This window comes from Fictibacillus marinisediminis, from assembly GCF_023149135.1.
Taxonomy (GTDB): Bacteria; Bacillota; Bacilli; order Bacillales; family Fictibacillaceae; genus Fictibacillus_C; species Fictibacillus_C marinisediminis.
This window is the reverse complement of sequence record NZ_JAIWJX010000002.1, coordinates 2,033,583-2,051,865: the sequence shown is the minus strand read 5'-3', so window position 1 is coordinate 2,051,865 and position 18,283 is coordinate 2,033,583. Positions and strand designations below refer to the sequence as shown.

The 18,283-nt window shown below is 43.3% G+C and carries 24 protein-coding genes, 1 tRNA gene and 1 pseudogene; 9 read left to right on the top strand and 17 right to left on the bottom strand.

The window, feature by feature from the left end:
• On the top strand, positions 1–1,410 hold the full coding sequence (locus LCY76_RS11060) for a Na+/H+ antiporter NhaC family protein (RefSeq protein WP_248252671.1): 1,410 nt from the start codon (positions 1–3) through the stop codon (positions 1,408–1,410).
• Here the strand turns inward: LCY76_RS11060 and LCY76_RS11055 are convergent.
• Together LCY76_RS11055 and asd are read right to left on the bottom strand one after the other, a co-directional pair.
• Complete coding sequence (locus LCY76_RS11055; RefSeq protein ID WP_248252670.1) at positions 1,407–2,042, bottom strand: uracil-DNA glycosylase family protein; 636 nt, start codon at positions 2,040–2,042, stop codon at positions 1,407–1,409. The two genes, LCY76_RS11060 and LCY76_RS11055, sit on opposite strands and share 4 nt — an antisense overlap.
• An 84-nt stretch (positions 2,043–2,126) precedes the next feature.
• On the bottom strand, positions 2,127–2,954 hold the full coding sequence (gene asd, locus LCY76_RS11050; protein WP_248252669.1) for an archaetidylserine decarboxylase: 828 nt from the start codon (positions 2,952–2,954) through the stop codon (positions 2,127–2,129).
• Between the two features lie 172 nt (positions 2,955–3,126).
• On the opposite strand from asd, the gene LCY76_RS11045 reads away from it, so the two are divergent.
• Positions 3,127–3,414, top strand: coding sequence for a HesB/YadR/YfhF family protein (locus tag LCY76_RS11045; RefSeq protein WP_248252668.1), 288 nt, complete (start codon positions 3,127–3,129; stop codon positions 3,412–3,414).
• A 20-nt stretch (positions 3,415–3,434) separates the two neighbouring features.
• Here LCY76_RS11045 and LCY76_RS11040 read toward each other — a convergent pair whose 3' ends face one another.
• The 7 genes from LCY76_RS11040 to acnA all read right to left on the bottom strand — a co-directional run bounded on the left by LCY76_RS11040 (position 3,435) and on the right by acnA (position 8,465).
• Positions 3,435–3,755, bottom strand: a complete 321-nt coding sequence (locus tag LCY76_RS11040) for a hypothetical protein (protein ID WP_062232007.1) — start codon at positions 3,753–3,755, stop codon at positions 3,435–3,437.
• 2 nt (positions 3,756–3,757) lie between these two features.
• Positions 3,758–4,186, bottom strand: coding sequence for an acyl-CoA thioesterase (locus tag LCY76_RS11035; RefSeq protein WP_248252667.1), 429 nt, complete (start codon positions 4,184–4,186; stop codon positions 3,758–3,760).
• A gap of 136 nt (positions 4,187–4,322) precedes the next feature.
• Complete coding sequence (gene tlp / locus LCY76_RS11030) at positions 4,323–4,544, bottom strand: small acid-soluble spore protein Tlp (protein WP_053354371.1); 222 nt, start codon at positions 4,542–4,544, stop codon at positions 4,323–4,325.
• A gap of 67 nt (positions 4,545–4,611) precedes the next feature.
• On the bottom strand, positions 4,612–5,121 hold the full coding sequence (locus tag LCY76_RS11025) for a hypothetical protein (protein WP_248252666.1): 510 nt from the start codon (positions 5,119–5,121) through the stop codon (positions 4,612–4,614).
• A gap of 162 nt (positions 5,122–5,283) precedes the next feature.
• Positions 5,284–5,424 carry an acid-soluble spore protein N gene (locus tag LCY76_RS11020; RefSeq protein WP_053354373.1) on the bottom strand — a complete coding sequence of 47 codons (141 nt, stop codon included), beginning with the start codon at positions 5,422–5,424 and terminating at the stop codon, positions 5,284–5,286.
• Positions 5,425–5,494: 70 nt separating this feature from the next.
• Positions 5,495–5,623, bottom strand: a complete 129-nt coding sequence (locus LCY76_RS11015; protein ID WP_082316242.1) for an FbpB family small basic protein — start codon at positions 5,621–5,623, stop codon at positions 5,495–5,497.
• Positions 5,624–5,735: 112 nt separating this feature from the next.
• Positions 5,736–8,465: an aconitate hydratase AcnA gene (gene acnA / locus LCY76_RS11010; RefSeq protein WP_248252665.1), complete on the bottom strand. Its 2,730-nt coding sequence runs from the start codon at positions 8,463–8,465 to the stop codon at positions 5,736–5,738.
• Positions 8,466–8,733: 268 nt separating this feature from the next.
• On the opposite strand from acnA, the gene LCY76_RS11005 reads away from it, so the two are divergent.
• Together LCY76_RS11005 and sspO are read left to right on the top strand one after the other, a co-directional pair.
• Positions 8,734–8,925: a DUF378 domain-containing protein gene (locus LCY76_RS11005; RefSeq protein ID WP_248252664.1), complete on the top strand. Its 192-nt coding sequence runs from the start codon at positions 8,734–8,736 to the stop codon at positions 8,923–8,925.
• Positions 8,926–9,014: 89 nt separating this feature from the next.
• Complete coding sequence (gene sspO, locus LCY76_RS11000) at positions 9,015–9,191, top strand: small acid-soluble spore protein SspO (protein WP_062231999.1); 177 nt, start codon at positions 9,015–9,017, stop codon at positions 9,189–9,191.
• 1 nt (position 9,192) lies between these two features.
• Here sspO and LCY76_RS10995 read toward each other — a convergent pair whose 3' ends face one another.
• Positions 9,193–9,447 carry a hypothetical protein gene (locus tag LCY76_RS10995; protein ID WP_053354376.1) on the bottom strand — a complete coding sequence of 85 codons (255 nt, stop codon included), beginning with the start codon at positions 9,445–9,447 and terminating at the stop codon, positions 9,193–9,195.
• Between the two features lie 80 nt (positions 9,448–9,527).
• Here LCY76_RS10995 and LCY76_RS10990 point away from each other — a divergent pair, with 80 nt between their 5' ends.
• A complete protein-coding gene (locus LCY76_RS10990; RefSeq protein ID WP_053354377.1) occupies positions 9,528–9,668 on the top strand; it encodes a small acid-soluble spore protein P in 141 nt (46 codons plus the stop codon).
• Positions 9,669–9,699: 31 nt separating this feature from the next.
• On the opposite strand, the gene selA is transcribed toward LCY76_RS10990, so the two are convergent.
• Entirely contained in the window at positions 9,700–11,085 is a 1,386-nt protein-coding gene (gene selA, locus LCY76_RS10985; protein WP_248252663.1) for an L-seryl-tRNA(Sec) selenium transferase, read from the bottom strand.
• A 94-nt stretch (positions 11,086–11,179) separates the two neighbouring features.
• Here selA and selD point away from each other — a divergent pair, with 94 nt between their 5' ends.
• The gene (selD, locus tag LCY76_RS10980; RefSeq protein ID WP_248252662.1) at positions 11,180–12,238 is read left to right on the top strand and encodes a selenide, water dikinase SelD; all 1,059 of its coding nucleotides are present in this window, start codon (positions 11,180–11,182) and stop codon (positions 12,236–12,238) included.
• Between the two features lie 29 nt (positions 12,239–12,267).
• Here selD and selB read toward each other — a convergent pair whose 3' ends face one another.
• Entirely contained in the window at positions 12,268–14,166 is a 1,899-nt protein-coding gene (gene selB, locus LCY76_RS10975) for a selenocysteine-specific translation elongation factor (RefSeq protein ID WP_248252661.1), read from the bottom strand.
• Positions 14,167–14,302: 136 nt separating this feature from the next.
• Between selB and LCY76_RS10970 the strand changes: the two genes are divergently transcribed.
• Entirely contained in the window at positions 14,303–14,521 is a 219-nt protein-coding gene (locus LCY76_RS10970; protein ID WP_053354381.1) for a helix-turn-helix domain-containing protein, read from the top strand.
• 259 nt (positions 14,522–14,780) lie between these two features.
• Positions 14,781–14,877, top strand: a tRNA-Sec gene (locus LCY76_RS10965).
• A gap of 54 nt (positions 14,878–14,931) precedes the next feature.
• Here LCY76_RS10965 and LCY76_RS10960 read toward each other — a convergent pair.
• Positions 14,932–15,468 (bottom strand): type 1 glutamine amidotransferase domain-containing protein, encoded by a 537-nt coding sequence (locus LCY76_RS10960; protein ID WP_248252660.1) that lies wholly within the window; start codon positions 15,466–15,468, stop codon positions 14,932–14,934.
• A gap of 485 nt (positions 15,469–15,953) precedes the next feature.
• On the opposite strand from LCY76_RS10960, the gene LCY76_RS10955 reads away from it, so the two are divergent.
• Positions 15,954–16,379 carry a DUF2621 domain-containing protein gene (locus LCY76_RS10955; protein WP_062231980.1) on the top strand — a complete coding sequence of 142 codons (426 nt, stop codon included), beginning with the start codon at positions 15,954–15,956 and terminating at the stop codon, positions 16,377–16,379.
• Between the two features lie 34 nt (positions 16,380–16,413).
• Here the strand turns inward: LCY76_RS10955 and LCY76_RS10950 are convergent, their stop codons facing one another.
• The 4 genes and pseudogenes from LCY76_RS10950 to LCY76_RS10935 form a co-directional block, all read right to left on the bottom strand.
• Positions 16,414–16,869 carry a CcdC family protein gene (locus LCY76_RS10950; RefSeq protein WP_248252659.1) on the bottom strand — a complete coding sequence of 152 codons (456 nt, stop codon included), beginning with the start codon at positions 16,867–16,869 and terminating at the stop codon, positions 16,414–16,416.
• A 61-nt stretch (positions 16,870–16,930) separates the two neighbouring features.
• Positions 16,931–17,641, bottom strand: coding sequence for a cytochrome c biogenesis protein CcdA (locus tag LCY76_RS10945; protein WP_062231978.1), 711 nt, complete (start codon positions 17,639–17,641; stop codon positions 16,931–16,933).
• Positions 17,642–17,730: 89 nt separating this feature from the next.
• Positions 17,731–17,925, bottom strand: a pseudogene (locus LCY76_RS10940) (ABC transporter ATP-binding protein); the annotation flags it as partial.
• Positions 17,926–17,941: 16 nt separating this feature from the next.
• Positions 17,942–18,166 (bottom strand): hypothetical protein, encoded by a 225-nt coding sequence (locus LCY76_RS10935; RefSeq protein WP_248252658.1) that lies wholly within the window; start codon positions 18,164–18,166, stop codon positions 17,942–17,944.
• Between the last annotated feature and the right edge of the window lie 117 nt (positions 18,167–18,283).

Genomic DNA, 18,283 nt, shown 5'->3' with positions numbered 1-18,283 from the left:
ATGAATCAAACTTGGCTGTCCATCATACCTTTTCTTGTTGTCATTCCCATAGCGGTTAAAACGAGGCAAGTTCTGCCGGGCTTATTTATCGGCTTTCTGGCGGGCTGCTACCTGTTGGAGCCTTCCCTCATCGGCGGACTCAAAAAAATGATCACTTTTGTCATTGAGGGCTTAACCGATAAAAGCAACCTGAAAATCCTAATGTTTCTTTACGCTTTTTCAGGACTGGTCGGCATCATTAAACTTTCAGGCGGTATTCGGGGTTTCGTAGAAGCAGCCTCTTCAAGGATCCAGACAAAAAAAGGAGCGTTGTTCTTAACTTACGTTTCTACGATCGGCACATTCAGCGCACCCAGCTTCCGGTTCGTAACCATTGCTCCAATCATGAGGTCATTGATGAAAAAAGTAAAAATGTCTACTCAGGAATTGGGGTTTGTCATCGAAACTACAGCGACGCCGATCATTGTACTCATCCCGATCGCGACCGCTTTTGTAGGCTATATGACTTCCATCGTTGATATGGCTTTAGAGAATGAAAAGATAAAAGGCGATGCCTATTCCCTCTTTATCCAAAGCATTCCCTATAATTTTTTTTCAATTGTTATGATCATTCTTGGCATTTATTTAAGCTTTTTCCACCATTCCAGCTCAAAGCCCATGAGCAGCAATGAGTCCATCGAAACTGAGGAAGATGACTGGCATAACTGTGACCCTGCTGTATCAAAAGATCTTCCCGTCAAGCCGTGGAACTTGCTCATTCCGTTGATTATTGCCGTTTCTCTCACATTATTCCTCACTTGGTGGGACGGGAGCAAAAAAAGTGAAGGATTCTTTAACGCCTTCATTAAAGCGGATGTGCTAAATGCCATGGTGATGGCTCTTATCATCACCATATTGTTTTCGTTCGTCTACTGCCGATTTCAAGGGGTGAAAACGGGGCCTTTGATGGAGGGCTTCATTGCCGGCGGAAATGAGCTGATGTCTGTTATCGTACTGCTTACCGTCGTCTGGGGCTTGTCCTCCGTGACCGACAAACTGGGATTCTCGCGGTTTATTACCGACCATTCAGGATGGATTCCTTCCGCATTCGTGACTCCTGCTCTATTCGTTTTCGGTGCAGCAGTGTCCTATTTTATTGGTTCAGCCTGGGGAACATGGGGCATCCTGATGCCGCTCGGGATCTCCATGTCCCAAGCTGCCGGCATCTCCCTTCCTCTTGTGATCGGAGCTGTATTTGCGAGTGGAACGTTCGGAGCCTTTGCATCACCGCTCAGTGATGATACGAACACGATCGCCCGGATATTGAATCTTCCAGTCATTGATTATGCGAAATACAAACTGAAGCCCGCGCTTATTGCTGCAGGAATTACTGCCGTCCTGTATGGTGTAAGCATGCTTTTCTTTTTTTAAATGTAACCCACGGCCTCAGTAACTTCGGCGATCTGTGCACTATACCGATCCTTTGACCAGGAATTATAGGAAGGATGAGGGACATCGCTGACAACTTTCCAGTGGGAAGACTGGACATCAGCAAGCCGGAACTGTTTCTGTGCAAACCGTCCGCACGGGACGATGACCAAAGGCTGATTGACAAGTTCGGTTAACCTTTGGTTAAAATCCTGCTGCATGACTTCCTGGAAAGCATTCCATGTTTCGTCCCTGTACACATCTTTATCATTCCCCACACGGACTTTTTCTGCAGCACGCACAAATTCAGGGTGGCTATCACCCCATTTGCTATCTGGAATCGCTGCGCTCTGCAGCGGAAACGGGCAAACATTCAAGATGCCAAGATGGCAATAAGGTTTCTTATCGCTATTTTCTTTCAGCAGCAATCCAAACGGCAGGCTTTGTTTCCCTTCAAATAAAACTTTGCTTACCGATCTCCCTGATGAACCGGCCAACGGTATATGATGTTTGATTTCCTCCCGATGCGGGGACTCGAGGATAAACAGAATTCGCACATGAGGTGATATGACGTCGGACACTGAAAAATTCGCCTTCGCCTGCTGAAATAATTGTTCCATCGTTAATAAGTCCATGAACTTTTCCATCCTTTCTTCTTTTACTTTTTCGCTGCTCAAGCCACTATACCCGTTTTAAAAGGATGCAAAAAAGCCCGTTAATTAACGGGCTTTAATCTTTCCTATTCTTTGGCCCATTTTAACAGCTGAGCCGGCTTTGACAGATGGATCGAGCTCCATTTTTCCGTTTTGAAAGATTAAGATGACGGTCGAACCGAATTCAAAATGGCCGATTTCTTCCCCTTTTTTATATCGTTCAGAGGGATGCTCCGTTTTTAGCACCTTTTTTCTTGCCCGTTTATACGGCTCGCAGTATGCCACTTGCACACTTCCGACGATGAATGCTCCAACCTTCACGATGGCGATCTCCCCTGCTTTTGTGTCAGCATAGGTGACGAGTCTTTCATTTTTTGTAAAGAGCCCTTTGACATGATTAACGCCGATATCGTTGACAGGAAACAGACGCCCCGGAATATACGTGCTCGAAGTGATTTTTCCGTCAAGCGGCATATGGATGCGGTGATAATCTTTTGGACTTAAATAGATCGTTACAAAGCTTCCTTCTTCAAAGTCCTCTTTCGCCTCACCCAATAAAGAATGAACCGAATAATCGATTCCTTTCGCCTGGATGATCGTCCCCTTTTGAATTCGTCCAAACTGAGATACCACTCCGTCAACCGGAGAAATGATCGAGTCAGCCGAATTATCGATCGGGCGCGCATTGATCTTTAATTTTCTTGAAAAAAATTCAGTAAGGTGCTTATAGTCCTGTATTGGTTTTTCAATTTCTGATAAGTTAATGTCATACATTTTGGCATATGGTTTAACATACCATTTGCTCATTTTTGTTCTTCCCAAGGAACCAGCAATACGGGAGATCCCATTTTGCGGAAGCATGGAAATAAAAACCTTTGCTACTCTATGTTTCACACTATTTTCTCCTTATATGTTACCTGTATTTCTGTCCGATATGTATCGATATTATTATAACATGTTTCATTTAAAACAAAATTCTTTATTTGATGCGAGGCTTCAGCTATAGTAGCAATGATGAGGAATGGAATGCTACAATCAGGCTCTCAAGGAGGTTTTACTTACTACTATGAAGATGAACATTACGGACTCTGCTGTTGCATGGTATAAAAACGAAATGGAAATAAAAGCCGGAGATTTTGTGCGTTTTTTTGTGAGGCTCGGCGGCTGCAGTACAGTCCAGAGCGGCTTTTCGCTGGGAGTTGCAAAAGAACAGCCGAAAGAAGCAGGTTCTGAAGTTCAGCAGGATGGAATTACATTCTACGTTGAACGAGAAGACATGTGGTATTTCGATGATCATAACCTGAACATCGACGTGGATGAAGACGGTCAAACGATCGATTTTCAGTATGAATAAACAAATGAGAGGAATCGTGATTACCGATTCCTCTTTTCTGTCTTTTTTATCAGCCTTTCAACCTGATCCATTTTGTTTTCTGCCCGAAGAATTGCTGTTTGCCTGTGCCCCATCAGATCAAAGTGGGGATAGCCATGGCGGTGATGGATCCATTCTTTCTTTAAGCCATATTTCTTACCCCATTCTTCTAAGGCTATCAGATCTGAACAGCCAACCTTCGTGACCGTTTTCATATCAGGAAAGCGGGGATCATACCAAAAATGAGTAATAAAAGCGATTTTGCCGCTGGCCGCTCGTTTCTTCCAATCGTTCAGCTCTTGTCTTGCTAAACCGAATGCCATGTTTATCCCTGCTTTTGTTTTTTCTGTCCTTCATAAGCCTGATGCCAATCCGGAAATACTTTCTTAATTGAAATGGGACGAAATGAATCTTTTTTGACACAAACATGTGTCGAATTCCCAGTCACACATAGCTCATCTTTGGAATTTCTGATTTCATAACCGTATTTTACCTTCAGTCCTGTATATTCATCAACCCATGTGAAAATCTTGGCCTGATCGCCATATGTTAGAGGCTTCTTATAATTGGCATGGATCTCAGTGACAGGAGATAAAATTCCATCCTTCTCCATCTGTGCATAGCTGAATCCGAGATCTTTAATAAATGCCGTCCTGCCAATCTCAAACCAAACTAAGTAATTGGCATGATAGACAACACCCATTTGATCTGTTTCTGCATACCTTACGTCCACTTTTGCTTCTGAAACTAACATGTTCTGTCATCACCTGTCTTATATTTTCCTTTATCCGCCATTCCAATAAAGTGTAACACAATGAAGGTGCGCGGCTGAAGCAATATGCAAAAAACCCCCTCGCAACGAATGTTACAGCAGGGGGCTGTTCTTTTATCTATTGGTTATTGCGGTAGGATTGCTCATCTTCAATCTCGCTCTGGAACGATTGAATGCTTTCTTCTCTTCTCTCGTTCTTGTTCTTGATCTGTTCTTTTTGCTGGGAAGTCATATCTGTATTCTGAACAGATTCATTCGCTTCCTGAATGTTTTGCTGCGTATTTTCTACCATCTGCTGAAGCCTTTCAACATTATTGCTTCTGTCGTCTGGTTTAGCCATCGGGATTTTCCCTCCTCTTAATTTGAATCAAACATAGTTTGTATCAAAGAGGAAAAAATATTCCGGGCTAATTTCTGTTCATAATGACTGGCGAATGATGTTCGATGCTGAGCTCGCATAATTCTTTAAAAGCGTTCCAGCAATCCACCACTTCCTTGTCCTCCAGGTTCTGCATGGTAATACCGAGCCAATTAAGCTCTTCTGCAAGCCTGACTGAGGAACCAATCCAAATTTTTTTATTTTTCACCGTGATGAAGAATGGCTCTTCAAACCGGAACGGGAGATAGAACCCTTCCACATTCGGATGCATGATAATGTGCTGATAGACCGTGCCTTTTGTTAATTTTGCATAAAGCAAAAGAACACCGTCGCTTTTTGCGGCAGCTTTTTTAAGTTTATTTATGATTATGTCAGGCCCAATCTCAACCGATCCTATTTCATTTCCCCAATTTAATTCTTCACGAAAAGGAACAAGATGACCGAGACGCTGCATCTGTAATTCAAGCTCCCGGTATAAAACGTCCTGATCTTCCTTCTTGGTTGAGACAGGCAATGGTTTCACTTCTGCAGTTATCAACCGTACCCCTCCTATTTCTCATCTACTACATACTTCGCTAAATATGTCGATTTATATGGTGGTAGTGAACAAAACAAGAAGGAAATGCCAGGGTTTTCATTCGGAAAATGGCAAAAAAGAGGTTCTATCGCTGACGTGCAGGCAATAGAACCTCTTTTTTATTCAGCCTTTTGTAGGCACATAATCAGGATGCTCATTGCCTTTGTTGGCCATTTGTTTTCCCTTATTGCCTTTTCCTTCTCTTGGCTGTGTCCCCAGATGGCTGGGTACAAAGGATTGCGGATGTCTTTTCGGGTTGCTCATATAGATCTGCCTCCTTCATTACATAATATTTACTTAAAATAAAAAAAGAAACAGGAACTTCCTGTCTCCGTTAGGCTTTTTTTGTATGCTTTTCTTCAAGTTTCTTCTCAATTCGTTCCATGGCTTCCTGATCGCCCAGCAGTTCCCTCTTGTTTTCTCTGACCAGGTCCTTAAACGAGATGTGTCTGTTCTTCCTCAAAATCATCACTCCATCATCCATATTCTGTTACTGTTATGGACAGGAAAAAATGTTATTATTCAAATTTCAGAAAAATAAAAAAGCCCTCCCAAAGGAGAGCTTCCATATTCATTTAGTTTTGAGGCTGTTTGTTGGAAATTTTGTTGCGAAGGACCATTGGAAGAATTCCTCCATGGCGGTAGTAATCAATCTCTACTTCACTGTCGAAGCGTGCGATGACTTCAAACTCAATTTTTGATCCTTCTTCAGTCACGGCCGTAACCTTTATTACGTCACGCGGCTTTACATTCTCGTCAACTTGTACAGTAAAGGATTCCTTGCCTGTAAGACCGAACGTTTCTGCAGTTTCGCCTTCTTTGAATTGAAGAGGAAGCACACCCATCAACACAAGGTTGCTGCGGTGGATCCGTTCAAAACTTTCAGCAAGAACCGTTTGGATACCAAGAAGGTTTGTACCTTTTGCTGCCCAGTCACGAGAACTTCCCATTCCGTAATCTTTCCCGGCGATGACCATTAAGCCTGTGTTGTTTTCTTTATATTTCATTGCAGCTTTATAGATGCTCATTACTTCATTCTTTGGCCAGTATGTTGTCCAGCCGCCTTCTGTTCCAGGTGCGATCTGGTTGCGGATACGAATGTTGGCGAACGTTCCGCGCATCATCACTTCATGGTTACCGCGGCGTGAACCATAAGAGTTAAAGTCGCGAGGCTCTACACCGTTTCTGATCAAGTATTTTCCTGCTGGAGAATCTTTAGCGATTGCACCTGCTGGAGAAATGTGGTCAGTTGTAACTGAATCACCAAACTTCGCGATCAGGCGAAGATCTTTCAGAGGCTGAATTTCTTTCAAATCAGCAGAAAGTTCTTCAAAGAACGGCGGGTTTTGAATGTAGGTTGAGCTTGCATCCCAGCTGTAAAGCTTTTCAGCACTTGTTTTTAATGCGTTCCAGCGAGCGTTCTCATCAAAGACACTTTCGTATTCTTTTTTGAACACTTCCGGTGTAACCGCTTGGTTCATCGCTTCTTTAATCTCAGCAGAAGAAGGCCAGATATCTTTGAAATAAACATCGTTGCCTTCACTGTCTTTACCAAATGAATCATTTTGAAGATCGATGTTTACCGTTCCCGCAAGCGCATATGCCACAACAAGCGGCGGAGAAGCGAGATAGTTCGCTTTTACCAGCGGATGGATGCGTCCTTCAAAGTTACGGTTTCCTGAAAGAACAGAGGTAACCGTAAGATCATTTTTAGCGATGCCTTGTTCTACCTCAAGAGATAGTGGACCGGAGTTACCGATACAAGTTGTACATCCGTATCCGACAAGGTTAAAGCCTAATTGGTCAAGGTAAGACATAAGCCCTGCTTTTTCTAAATATCCTGTTACAACTTTTGATCCAGGAGCAAGAGATGTTTTTACATAAGCTGGAACTTTAAGTCCTTTTTCAATGGCTTTTTTCGCAAGAAGCCCGGCACCAAGCATTACATATGGGTTAGATGTGTTTGTACAGCTTGTGATCGCAGCGATCGCAACTGCTCCCGTTTTCAAGACAGATGTTTCTCCGCTCGGATGCTTCACTTTAACTTCCTTGTTGATCTCTTCGTCTGTTAAACCGAATCCTGCGTTGCCTTGAGGAGAAACAAGCGCTTTATTAAAAGCTTCTTTCATCTTAGACAGCGGAATCAAGTCTTGAGGGCGTTTAGGCCCGGAAAGATTGGATTCAATTTGTGTTAAATCGATTTCAACTACGTCAGTGAAGATCGGATCTTCAGCTCCCGGTGTGTAGAATAAGCCATTTGCTTTGCTGTATTCTTCAACAAGGGTGATCTGCTCTTCACTTCTTCCAGTAAGTCGAAGATAGTTTAGCGCTTCTTGGTCTACAGGGAAGAATCCGCAAGTCGCGCCATACTCAGGCGCCATGTTGGAAATCGTGGCACGATCTGCCAACGGCATTTCAGCAAGTCCAGGTCCAAAGAATTCAACAAACTTGCCGACTACTTTCTTTTCGCGCAGAACTTGTGTCACTTTTAACGCAAGGTCAGTTGCGGTTGCACCGTCAGGAAGTTCGCCGACTAGCTTAACGCCGATTACTTCAGGTACCGGGAAATAAGATGGCTGTCCTAGCATTCCAGCTTCGGCTTCAATTCCGCCGACACCCCATCCTAATACACCAAGGCCATTGATCATTGTTGTGTGGGAATCCGTTCCAACAAGTGAATCAGGGAAAGCTTCAAGTTCCCCTTCTACTTCGTGGCTTTGCACGACAGAAGCAAGATACTCAAGGTTTACCTGATGGACAATACCTGTAGCAGGCGGCACCGCACGATAGTTATCGAACGCGGACTGAGCCCAGCTTAACAGCTTATAGCGCTCTTCGTTTCGTTCAAATTCAAGGTTCATGTTTACATTTAAAGAATCAGCTGATCCATATTTATCTACCTGTACAGAGTGGTCAACTACAAGGTCAACCGGAATGTCAGGGTTAATTTGAGCAGGGTCTCCACCCATATCTTTCATGGCTTTTCTAAGAGAAGCCAAGTCAACGACAGCAGGCACACCTGTAAAATCCTGCAGGATTACACGTGATGGCTTGAAAGGAACGTCGATATTCTTAAGTTCTGGAGTTCCCCATTTCGCTAGGTTCTCAATATGTTCTTTTAGAATTACTCTGCCGTCATGCTGCCTTAAAACGGATTCAAGCAAAATTTTAACGGAGTACGGCAATTTAGAAACGTTGCCCACACCCGCTTCTTCGAGTGCATTCAGTCGATAGTAGTTGTACGTTTTTCCATTTGCGCTAAATGATGAACGCGCTTTAAAAATGTCATTTTGTTGTTTAGTCATTACTCCACTCTCCTCCTTCAAACCAATCATACACCAAACAAGAGAAAAATTGTCGAAAAGTTGCACATATACTGCAAAATTCTCTCTTTACTCATTCTACAATTTCCTTCCCTTACCTATCATACGAAAGTGCTTTCAATAAGTAAATAACAGATATGTTATTAAACAATATAAGAAAATCTTATGTTCGATTCCATTCACCAAAGATTTGCGTTTTCGTATGATATAGAGACTTAAATAACTCTCTTTGGAAAGGAGCTGAGGGTACATGGCTATTCTAAAACAGCTTGCTACACTTCTTGCAATTATCGGAGCACTGAACTGGGGTCTGATTGGTTTATTTGATTTTAACGTAGTTACCGCAATTTTTGGAAGCGGTTCCACATTAACGCAAATCATATATGTATTGGTTGGCTTAAGCGGTCTCTGGCTGCTTGTCGACTGGTTCAGGAAAAAATAGCCTGTTCTTTTATAAAAAGCACTCCAGAATTAGGGAGTGCTTTTTTTCATTGTTCTGCACACACTAAAGGAACAAGGGGGGTGGATCTAATGGCAAAAGCAAAAGGGAAAGCGAATCATATCCGTCCGGGAATGAATGCAGCTAAAGCGCAAGGCGGAGGCGCAGGATATGAGACGGAATTTGGCAACGAACAGCTTCACGCTTCCAACGAACCTTTGACAGAGGCACAGAAACAGAACAATAAAAAGACAAAAAAACGAAAATAAATCAGCTGTTATATTGTGAAATAAATCCTTGGAGCTCTGAACGGTACTGTTCGAGCTGCTGTCTTTGATGTTCAGAGGACACTTCGAGTGCATTATCGATCTGCTGCAGTGCTTCTTCTGCTTCTTTTTTTAGTTCTTTTACCCTTCTGCCATAATCGGCAGCTTGGGTTTGAATGAGCTGATTTGCAGAAACTGCCTGAGAATATCCTTTTTCTGCATCTTGAAAAGCCTGTTGTTTATCTTTGTGATACGGCATTGTTCTTTCTCCTTTGTTAGATGTCATGATGTCTTTACTATGCCAAAACAAAGAATAATTTATTCAATACGGAGGGTCTTATGACAGAGCATAATAGGTTTGATGATATTCGCAAAAATGCCCCAAAAGGTGAAAATCCAGGACAGCCTGAACCGCTGAGCGGATCAAAAAAAGTAAAAAACAGAAACCACACCCGCCAGAAGCACGGCGGAAAAATGTAATTCCTCTAAAAGCCAACCTCAGCGTTGGCTTTTAGTTTAGGTTTAAGAATGTTTGAATCAGAGCCTTTTCATCCGTTTCATCCAAAGTCCTTGGATCGATGACACATTTATTGTTTCTTACCGTCACGATCACAGGAACTCTCTGCTTTCTTAACTTATCCGCAAGCTCAGAAGGTGACAGATTACGATCCGTTACTTCTATTATATAGGCAGGCAATAGCACATCCGGCATCGTTCCGCCTCCCGGCATGGAAAAGCCTTTTTTCACCGTACAATTGAACGCGTCTTCCAGCTTTCCTGCAATCCTTTCGGCCTGTGTCTGAATTTCCTCCTGGGTTCTCAGCATGTCCCGGATAACAGGAATCTCTTTCGCTTTCTCATCATTATGATAAGCGAGCAAAGTGGCTTCCAGAGCAGCCAGTGTAAGTTTATCTACACGAAGCACCCTCGCAAGCTGATGGTTTTTTAATGCGGTTATTAATTCCTTTTTTCCTGCGATAATCCCCGCTTGAGGACCGCCAAGCAATTTATCTCCGGAAAAAGAGATCAGGTCAATTCCTGCCTGAACGGCTGGCTTTATCTCCGGTTCATCTCCGATCTTATACCGCGAGAACGGAAAGAGCGATCCGCTCCCCATATCCTCATATAAAATAAGTCCCGGATTTTTTTCTTTCAATTTCAGCAGTTCGATTGCAGGAATACTTTTTGTAAAGCCACTCATTTTGAAATTGCTGCTATGGACTTTCATAATCATAGCCGTCTCACTTGTGATCGCTCGTTCATAATCGGCCATGTGCGTTTTATTAGTCGTACCCACTTCAATCAGGCGGGCACCGCTTTCTTCCATGATGGATGACACTCGAAAGGAGCCGCCAATCTCAACAAGCTCTCCCCGCGAAACGATAACTTCTTTCTCTTTCGCTAAAACATTCAGAATAAAATAAACCGCTGCGGCATTATTATTTACCACCAATGCAGCTTCACTGCCAGTGATGGATGTGATCTGCCTCTCGATAACCTCATTCCGTGAGCCTCTCGATCCTTCTTCAAGATTGTACTCAAGATTCGTATAGGAAGACGCAGCCTGGGCCACCCTTTCTGCGGCAGCTTTGCTCAGCCTTGCCCTCCCTAGATTCGTATGTAAAACAACACCTGTTGCATTGATTACTCTCTTCAATAAATAGGGACCTTCTTCGTAAAGCCTGCGGCCGACTGCTTCACATACCCGGGATAATAGTTCTGTATTTTCGGCTTTTCCATTATAGCTGCCATTCAGTATGGCTTCCCGGAGATTACTGATTTCTTCCTGAACCCATCTTGTAATTATTTCTGCCGGAACTTCCAATTTCCCCGCCTGCCAATCTTTGGCCTGGAGAACAGCATTCACAGCAGGCAATCTCCTTAACTTTTCCTTCACGTTCCTGCTCCTTTCTTCTTTCTCTTTTTTTCAATTATACTTTTTCGCACTTCGGCCCAAAAATGTTTATACTACATTTAAGGAGGTGGAGTTCATGACAAGCCAGGATAAAATCCGTTTGACCCAGTTTTCAACCAAAGGCGGCTGAGGCTGCAAAATCGGTCCCGAGGACCTTGCACAAGTTTTGTGCCATTTACCAGAAAGAGAAGCTGATCCTAATTTGATCGTCGGCCTGGAAACGTCTGATGATGCAGGAGTATACAAGCTGAGTGAAGAAGTTGCCATGATTCAAACCGTTGATTTCTTTACACCCATTGTAGATGATCCGTATATGTTCGGACAAATTGCTGCAGCCAATGCTTTAAGCGATGTATATGCGATGGGCGGAACCCCAAAAACCGTTTTAAATATTGTCGGTTTTCCGCTAAAAAAATTGGGCCATGAAGTATTAGCGGAGATTCTAAAAGGCGCAGCCGACAAAGTGAAAGAGGCTGGTGCCCTTATCGTCGGAGGACATTCCATCGATGATCAGGAGCCAAAATTCGGCTTATCTGTTACAGGCTTTGCCCACCCGGCGCAGATCTACAAAAATGTAGGATTAAAGCCCGGCGATGCTCTTATACTTACAAAACCGATCGGAATCGGCATTCAGACGACGGCCATCAAGCAGAATCGTTTGAATGAGGGGCAAGTCCGGTATGTTTCGGAGATCATGGCCTCATTGAACAAAACCGCGGCAGAATGCCTTGCTAACTATCAGCCTAATGCTGTGACTGATGTGACCGGATTTGGTTTGCTGGGGCATGCCAGTGAGATGGCTAAAGGCAGTGAATCAGTTTCGGTCGCTCTCTCTTATTCCAGAACACCGGTCGTCGAAGGAACAGAAGCACTTGCCATGCAGGGAGTCGTCCCAGGCGGCACGAAAGCGAACCACCAATGGATTGAAGATTTGATCAGGTATGATGAGTCGCTGACAGAAACACAGCAATGGATATTATGTGATGCTGTTACGTCCGGCGGATTATTGGTCAGTCTGCCGGAGAACCAGGCCGATGCTTATCTTAGAGATCTGCATAGCGCAGGATTAAAGCAAGCAGCAAAGATCGGCAGTGTTACCGAACGAAAAGAAAGATTGATCATCATTGAACCTTAAAAAAACTCCGAATACTGCGGAGTTTTTTTTCATGCCTTATTCCATCTTCTTTGATCACCTGCACGTTCTGTATATCCCAGCTGATCCAGCAATTCAAGAAACGGAATAAGAAATTTCCTGGATACCTTCAATGCCGTTTTTGCTTCCTGTATGGAGAAGGACGGTGCACAGTTCTCCTTTAATGTCTTTATATGGAAATTCAGGGCTTTTCTGTGGATCAGCCTGTCTCCCCCTGCTTGCACAGCCTGGCCTGTGCGGCGCATGTAGGATAAGATGTCCAGTCGCATACCCTTCGGCATTCCAGCCTGCTCGTAAAGCTGATCAAAAGGATCTGACTCAATTCCCTGCTGAAACATCCTTTGCTCCAACTGTTGGTAACGCACTTTCCATTGATTTGGAATCTCCGGCTGAAAATTGATTTGTGCGATCAGATTCTGATTTTGCCGCAATGCAGCTTCATGGAGCAGTTCTTTTAAAACAAATTCAATCAGCAAGGCAGGATATCCTTTGAGCCGCTGCAGAAGTTCAGCTTTATCCAACCCTTCCCGCAAAGGATATTGCTGATGAAAGCGAGCTGCTTCTTCTACGATCCTGCTTTTTATCTCCGAAACGCTCTCTGACAGTGCATATTGTTCTGAAGAAACCTCAACGATGTGCTTTTCAGCCAGTAAACGCTGTAGATGGCCAGGCAGGACGGCAGGGATGCCCGTCAATTTTGCCATCTCATCTACGTGCAGCAAATGATGTGATTGCAGGTGCCGGATGATCCATTCTTCTGGTGCACCCTCTTTTTTCTCCTTCAGGAATGCAACAGTCTCCTCTCCAAACCGGTATTTTCCACCATTTGGATCGATTACCTCGCCGCCGCCGATCGTTTCTTCAGGTGAAGGCCGCCTCAAAATGAACCGGTCACCCCGCTTGGCTATGACCGGGTGGACTAACCGAACCTGACAATAGGCAGCTCCCGCTTTTTCAGTAGATTCGTTTCTGTCAAAGAATACGATCTTACCCATGATTTCTGTAGTTCCTATGTAAAATTTGATGAGCTGGCGCTGCTTGATCTTCTTATGATTCTTGGTTAACAGCAGCATGATGTCCAATGTATCCGTAACTTGATACTCTCCCGGAGAAAAAAGAACATGCCCTCTTTTAACATCCTCATGCTTGATCCCCGTGACATTCAGGGCGGCCCTTTGTCCCGCCAGGGCATAATCCACTTGTCTGTTGTGTATTTGCAGCTGCCTTATTTTTACTAAATCCCCGCCCGGCTCCATTTGCAGTGTGTCACCGACAGAGGCGGAACCTTCTAAAATCGTTCCTCTTACAACCGTTCCTTGACCTGCTACAGTAAACGAATGGTCGATCGGCAGCCGAAATGGACCGCAAACATTTTTAGCGGTTACGTTGTCCGTCATGCCGAGGAGTTCCTTCTTCAGTTCTTCCAACCCTGTTCCTGAAAAGCTGTCGACAAAATGAACAGAATGATTAAGGAATGAGAAGCTCTTCATCATCTCTTCGATCTCTTCGAGGAGCAATGACTTCCATTCATCATTAACCTTATCTGCCTTGGAAACTGCACAAACTAGATCCGTGATTCCCAGAAATTGAAGAATTTCAAGGTGCTCAACGGTTTGCGGCATAATTCCTTCATCTGCTGCAATCACAAGGATGACTATATCAATTCCTGCTGAGCCAGCAATCATCTGGCGGATGAACCGTTCATGCCCAGGAACATCAATGATTACAGATTGGATTCCATCACCGAGGTAAAAAGGAGCGATACCGGGTTCAATTGTAATGCCCCGCTCTTTTTCCTCTTTTAGCGTATCAGTATCCACACCGCTCAACGCCTTCGTCAGTGCCGTTTTCCCATGGTCAATATGGCCGGCAATTCCAATCGTAATATGCTGTGCTCCGATCGCAGACACCTCCCTGTATTTTCTCTTTCCTTTATCCTATCGTACCATTTTATTTGCAGACAGGCTTCTGCGGTGAAGCTTTATTCGGGTGAAACTATCTATTCCATATCCATTGTGTTATACTATTTAAAAGTGAGGTGGCGTTTTGAACGTTTATAAACCTAAAAAAAGCAATCTGAAATCTTTAATTGCTGATAAGAACATGAAGATCCAAGCTCTTTCAAAAAAAACCAATATCTCTGTTGACCAGTTAAACGATTACCAGTCTAAAAAAGTAATGAGTCTAAGCAATGCTATGACCATCGCAAAAGAATTAGATTGCCAGATTGAAGAACTTTATGACTGGAAGATAGTAAAAGAGTGAAATTTTCACTCTTTTTTTCCTTTTTGTTTGTTACTCAGGGCTGAAGCAATACTTTATTACGAATTAGGGAGAGAACCAACCTGAAAAATAATCTGTTTGCCGCCGGTGAATCCGTAAAAATTAAAGCTACCGATGAAATGGTCACTGTTTTACGATGCAAGTTTATTAAGAACATGAAACGCTATTCTTACATTGTGAAAGAAAATCCTTCAACATTCTACTTTGAGGAAGAACTTGTTAAGAAATAACTTCCTTCCACGGGGCCAGAAGTGCAGCTGGTGCTCGCCTGGGTCTTCAACACCTCTTGGGGGGCGCGTGCCGTCTCCGGTGGGTTCGATTCCCACATGGTCCCGCCATTGAAAATAAATGAACCTAATATAAAAGAAGACGGCAGATGCCGCCTTCTTTTTTTATTGTTCGTTATACTCACCGGCCAGTACATCAGCAAATGCTTTCACATAGGGCGGCAGGTCTGGCGGACGGCGGCTTGAGACCAGGTGGCCATCAACGACTACTGCTTCATCCAGCCACACTGCCCCGGCATTCTCCATATCATCCTTTATCCCGGGTGTGCTCGTTACTTTTTTACCCTGAAGCATTTTTGCAGAGATCAGGACCCACCCGGCATGGCAAATTTGACCGATGGGCTTTTTATGAGTTTCCATATGCTGAACGATTTCTATAACCTTTGAAAAACGTCTCAGTTTGTCGGGTGCCCACCCGCCTGGAACGAGTAAAGCATCATAGTCTGAGGGATCAATCTCGTCAAATGAAGAATCCGATTCTGCAGGGACTCCGTATTTTCCTTTATAGGTTTCTCCCGCTTTCTCCCCGGCAAGATCGACTTGAGCTCCTTCTTCCCGCAAGCGCAGAATAGGATACCATAATTCCAGATCTTCAAACTCATGATGTACAAGACTCAATACCTTTTTGTCCGCTAACCGCATGTACGGCACCTCCAAAATAATAGATTACTCTCTGTCCGATAATGTAACGTGAGTTTCAAGGTGAAGTCAAGCCATCCCGCTTGCTGCCATGATCATTATTTCCCAGCATCCATAAACGGTAGGGAGGTATACTTCTTTTTCCAGCAGGTTATCCAAGCGTTTATGCACACATGAATATTTATGCAGGCTTAGTTATCCCAGGTTTATCCACAATTTAAAGTATTTACAGTTATCCACAACAAGGCCTGTTATAGTGTTAATAACTTTCTGTACCAATGAACAAACTGTTATAGTTCCTTTTTTGAACTGTTATAACCCTGTGGAGGATGTCATTTTTTGTCGTATAAATTATTTCCCGTAATCGATCTTTCCCTCCCCTCTTCACACCCTTCCAGATGTTTATTGATTTCCTCCTGTTTCTCAAGATATAATTGTTAGAGAATACATAATAAGGTTGAAGAAACCTATTGATCGGGGTGGACAGCATGTCTGCAGGTTTTTTTCTATTCATTGCAGCCTGGACAATATTTTTAATCTCAATGTTTGCGATCGGCGGTTATTTTATGTTTCGAAAGTTTTTGAAGCGGCTTCCGAAAGAAGACGGAAAATCAATCTTGGACTGGCAGGATTACTATATCCAGGAGACGATCCATTTATGGACTCCGCAGCAAAAGGCCTTTTTGGAGGAACTCGTCACACCTGTTCCCGAGCTTTTCCGTGATGTTGCCCGTGAAAAGATTGCAGGAAAAATCGGCGAGCTTGCCATACAGGAAAAAGCATCTGTGATGACGCAGGATCTTATAGTACGGGGATACATTATCGCTACACCGAAAAGAGATCATAAATGGCTCATCAAAAAGTTAAACGAAAAGCACATTGACCTCTCTCCCTATAAGAGCCTTTTAGGATAAAAAAAATCGATCACCAGTTGGTGATCGAGTTTTTTTATGATTTCAGCACTTTTTGATATCCGAAATACATCGCCACTCTCCAGGGGAGAATCATCCCAAACGCCACGATAAAAAACAGACCGCTCGTTTCTGTATAGGAGATCTGATGGCCAAGGTACGTCTTCATCGCCATACGTATGAGGAAAAGCGCAATCAAAATCGCTGCAAAAGCTTTTGAGCGGATAAGATAGACCTCCCCTCCCCTCTTTTCAAACTTGCTTGTTTTTATAAGAAATATGGAAAAGAGACAGCCAACCAGGAACGCCTCCCCTGCCTCCCACCAGGTAACTCGGAACTCAGGAAATGCAAACATGAGAAACCCGGTGGACATGAAAAAAGGAGGAAGTATAATCTTTTTAAGGGAGGCAGGTTTTTTCGTAGCCTTCAAACGTACAAAAATAACGGTGACAGCCATGACGGCTGCCAGTATACTGCTTGCAATAAAAAACAAAATCTTTTCCTTCTTTCTTCTTCAGATGGCTCAAAAAATTGTTGTTGTTTTTAAATCCTTCTTAAAATCCTTGAAAGCCGCCAAAAACGCGATTTACGAGAAACGAAGTGAACTTGGTCATCCAGTCAAAGTATAACATGACCCCCATGGCGACCATAAGAAAACCGCCAGATTTCATTATTTGTACATTATATCTCTTGATGCTGCTCAGTTTATCCAAAAAGAAACTTAAAAAGAAAAAAGGAACCGCAAAACCAAGAACATAAAAAGCCATATACAGCATGCCCGCTCCTGGATTGGACACGGCCAGAGCGATCACTGCTCCTAGAATCGGGCCTGTACAAGGTGTCCATCCTGCAGAAAAACCGATACCGATCAAGATGGAGCCCATGTATCCCGCAGGCCTGTTTCTGAAAGCCAGCTTTCTGTCTTTCATTAGAAACGCCGGCTTCAATAAGCCTAAAATGATCAAGCCAAAGATGACAATGATAATTGCTCCGAACTGGCGAAGAAAATCCTTGTATTCAACAAAGATATTGCCGATGAATGAAGACGATAATCCTAATACGATAAAAACAATCGAAAAACCGAGTAGAAAATAAGCCGTATGCAGCATGGCTTGTTTTCTTTTCATTCCTTTTTCTTCTTTGATCTCCCTGACTGAAATTCCTGTGATATAAGAAAGGAAAGCCGGATAAAGCGGCAGGCAGCACGGGGAGATAAAAGACAGTAAACCAGCTCCAAAAGCCAGCCATATATTCAAGTCTGCCATCAAGTCTACTCCTCTTTATGTAATACTTTTAGTTTATAGATTTAAAACCGCTTGTTCAATGAAAATGAAGAAAAATTCCTCAGGGAGGATCATCTCGCATCATAGGAGAGCTTTCCTTTTTGCTGAAGGGAATACATTTTATGATATAAGCCTCGTGCTTCCACCAGTTCTTGATGAGTTCCTCTTTCCACAATCTCTCCCTGATGAAGAACAAGAATCAGATCAGCATCTTGAATAGTGGACAGACGGTGAGCGATTGCGATCGTCGTTCTTCCTGCCCTCATTTTCTTTAATATGTAACTAAGATATATTCTCCGACAACTCTTCCTCTAAATCCACTTTAACAGCAAATATTTCAGCTGCAGCTGAATCATTTCCTGGAGCATGAATTACCATCTCAACCTTGTACAGATTCTTATTGTCAGTTAAGTATTCTCCCTGTGATGGGACAGTTTGAAATTCGTAATATCCAGCATCTCCATGGTCTTCCCCTTTAGAGTATAAATGCAAATAAATTTTTATCATAGAGTTCCCCCATCCTTAACTAACTCCCTTTTCTCCCTGTAAAGTAAAACCTATACGTCTAGCCGACTCGGCTCTATATCTACTCCATTCGATAAAAGGGATTAATTTCCTTTGACT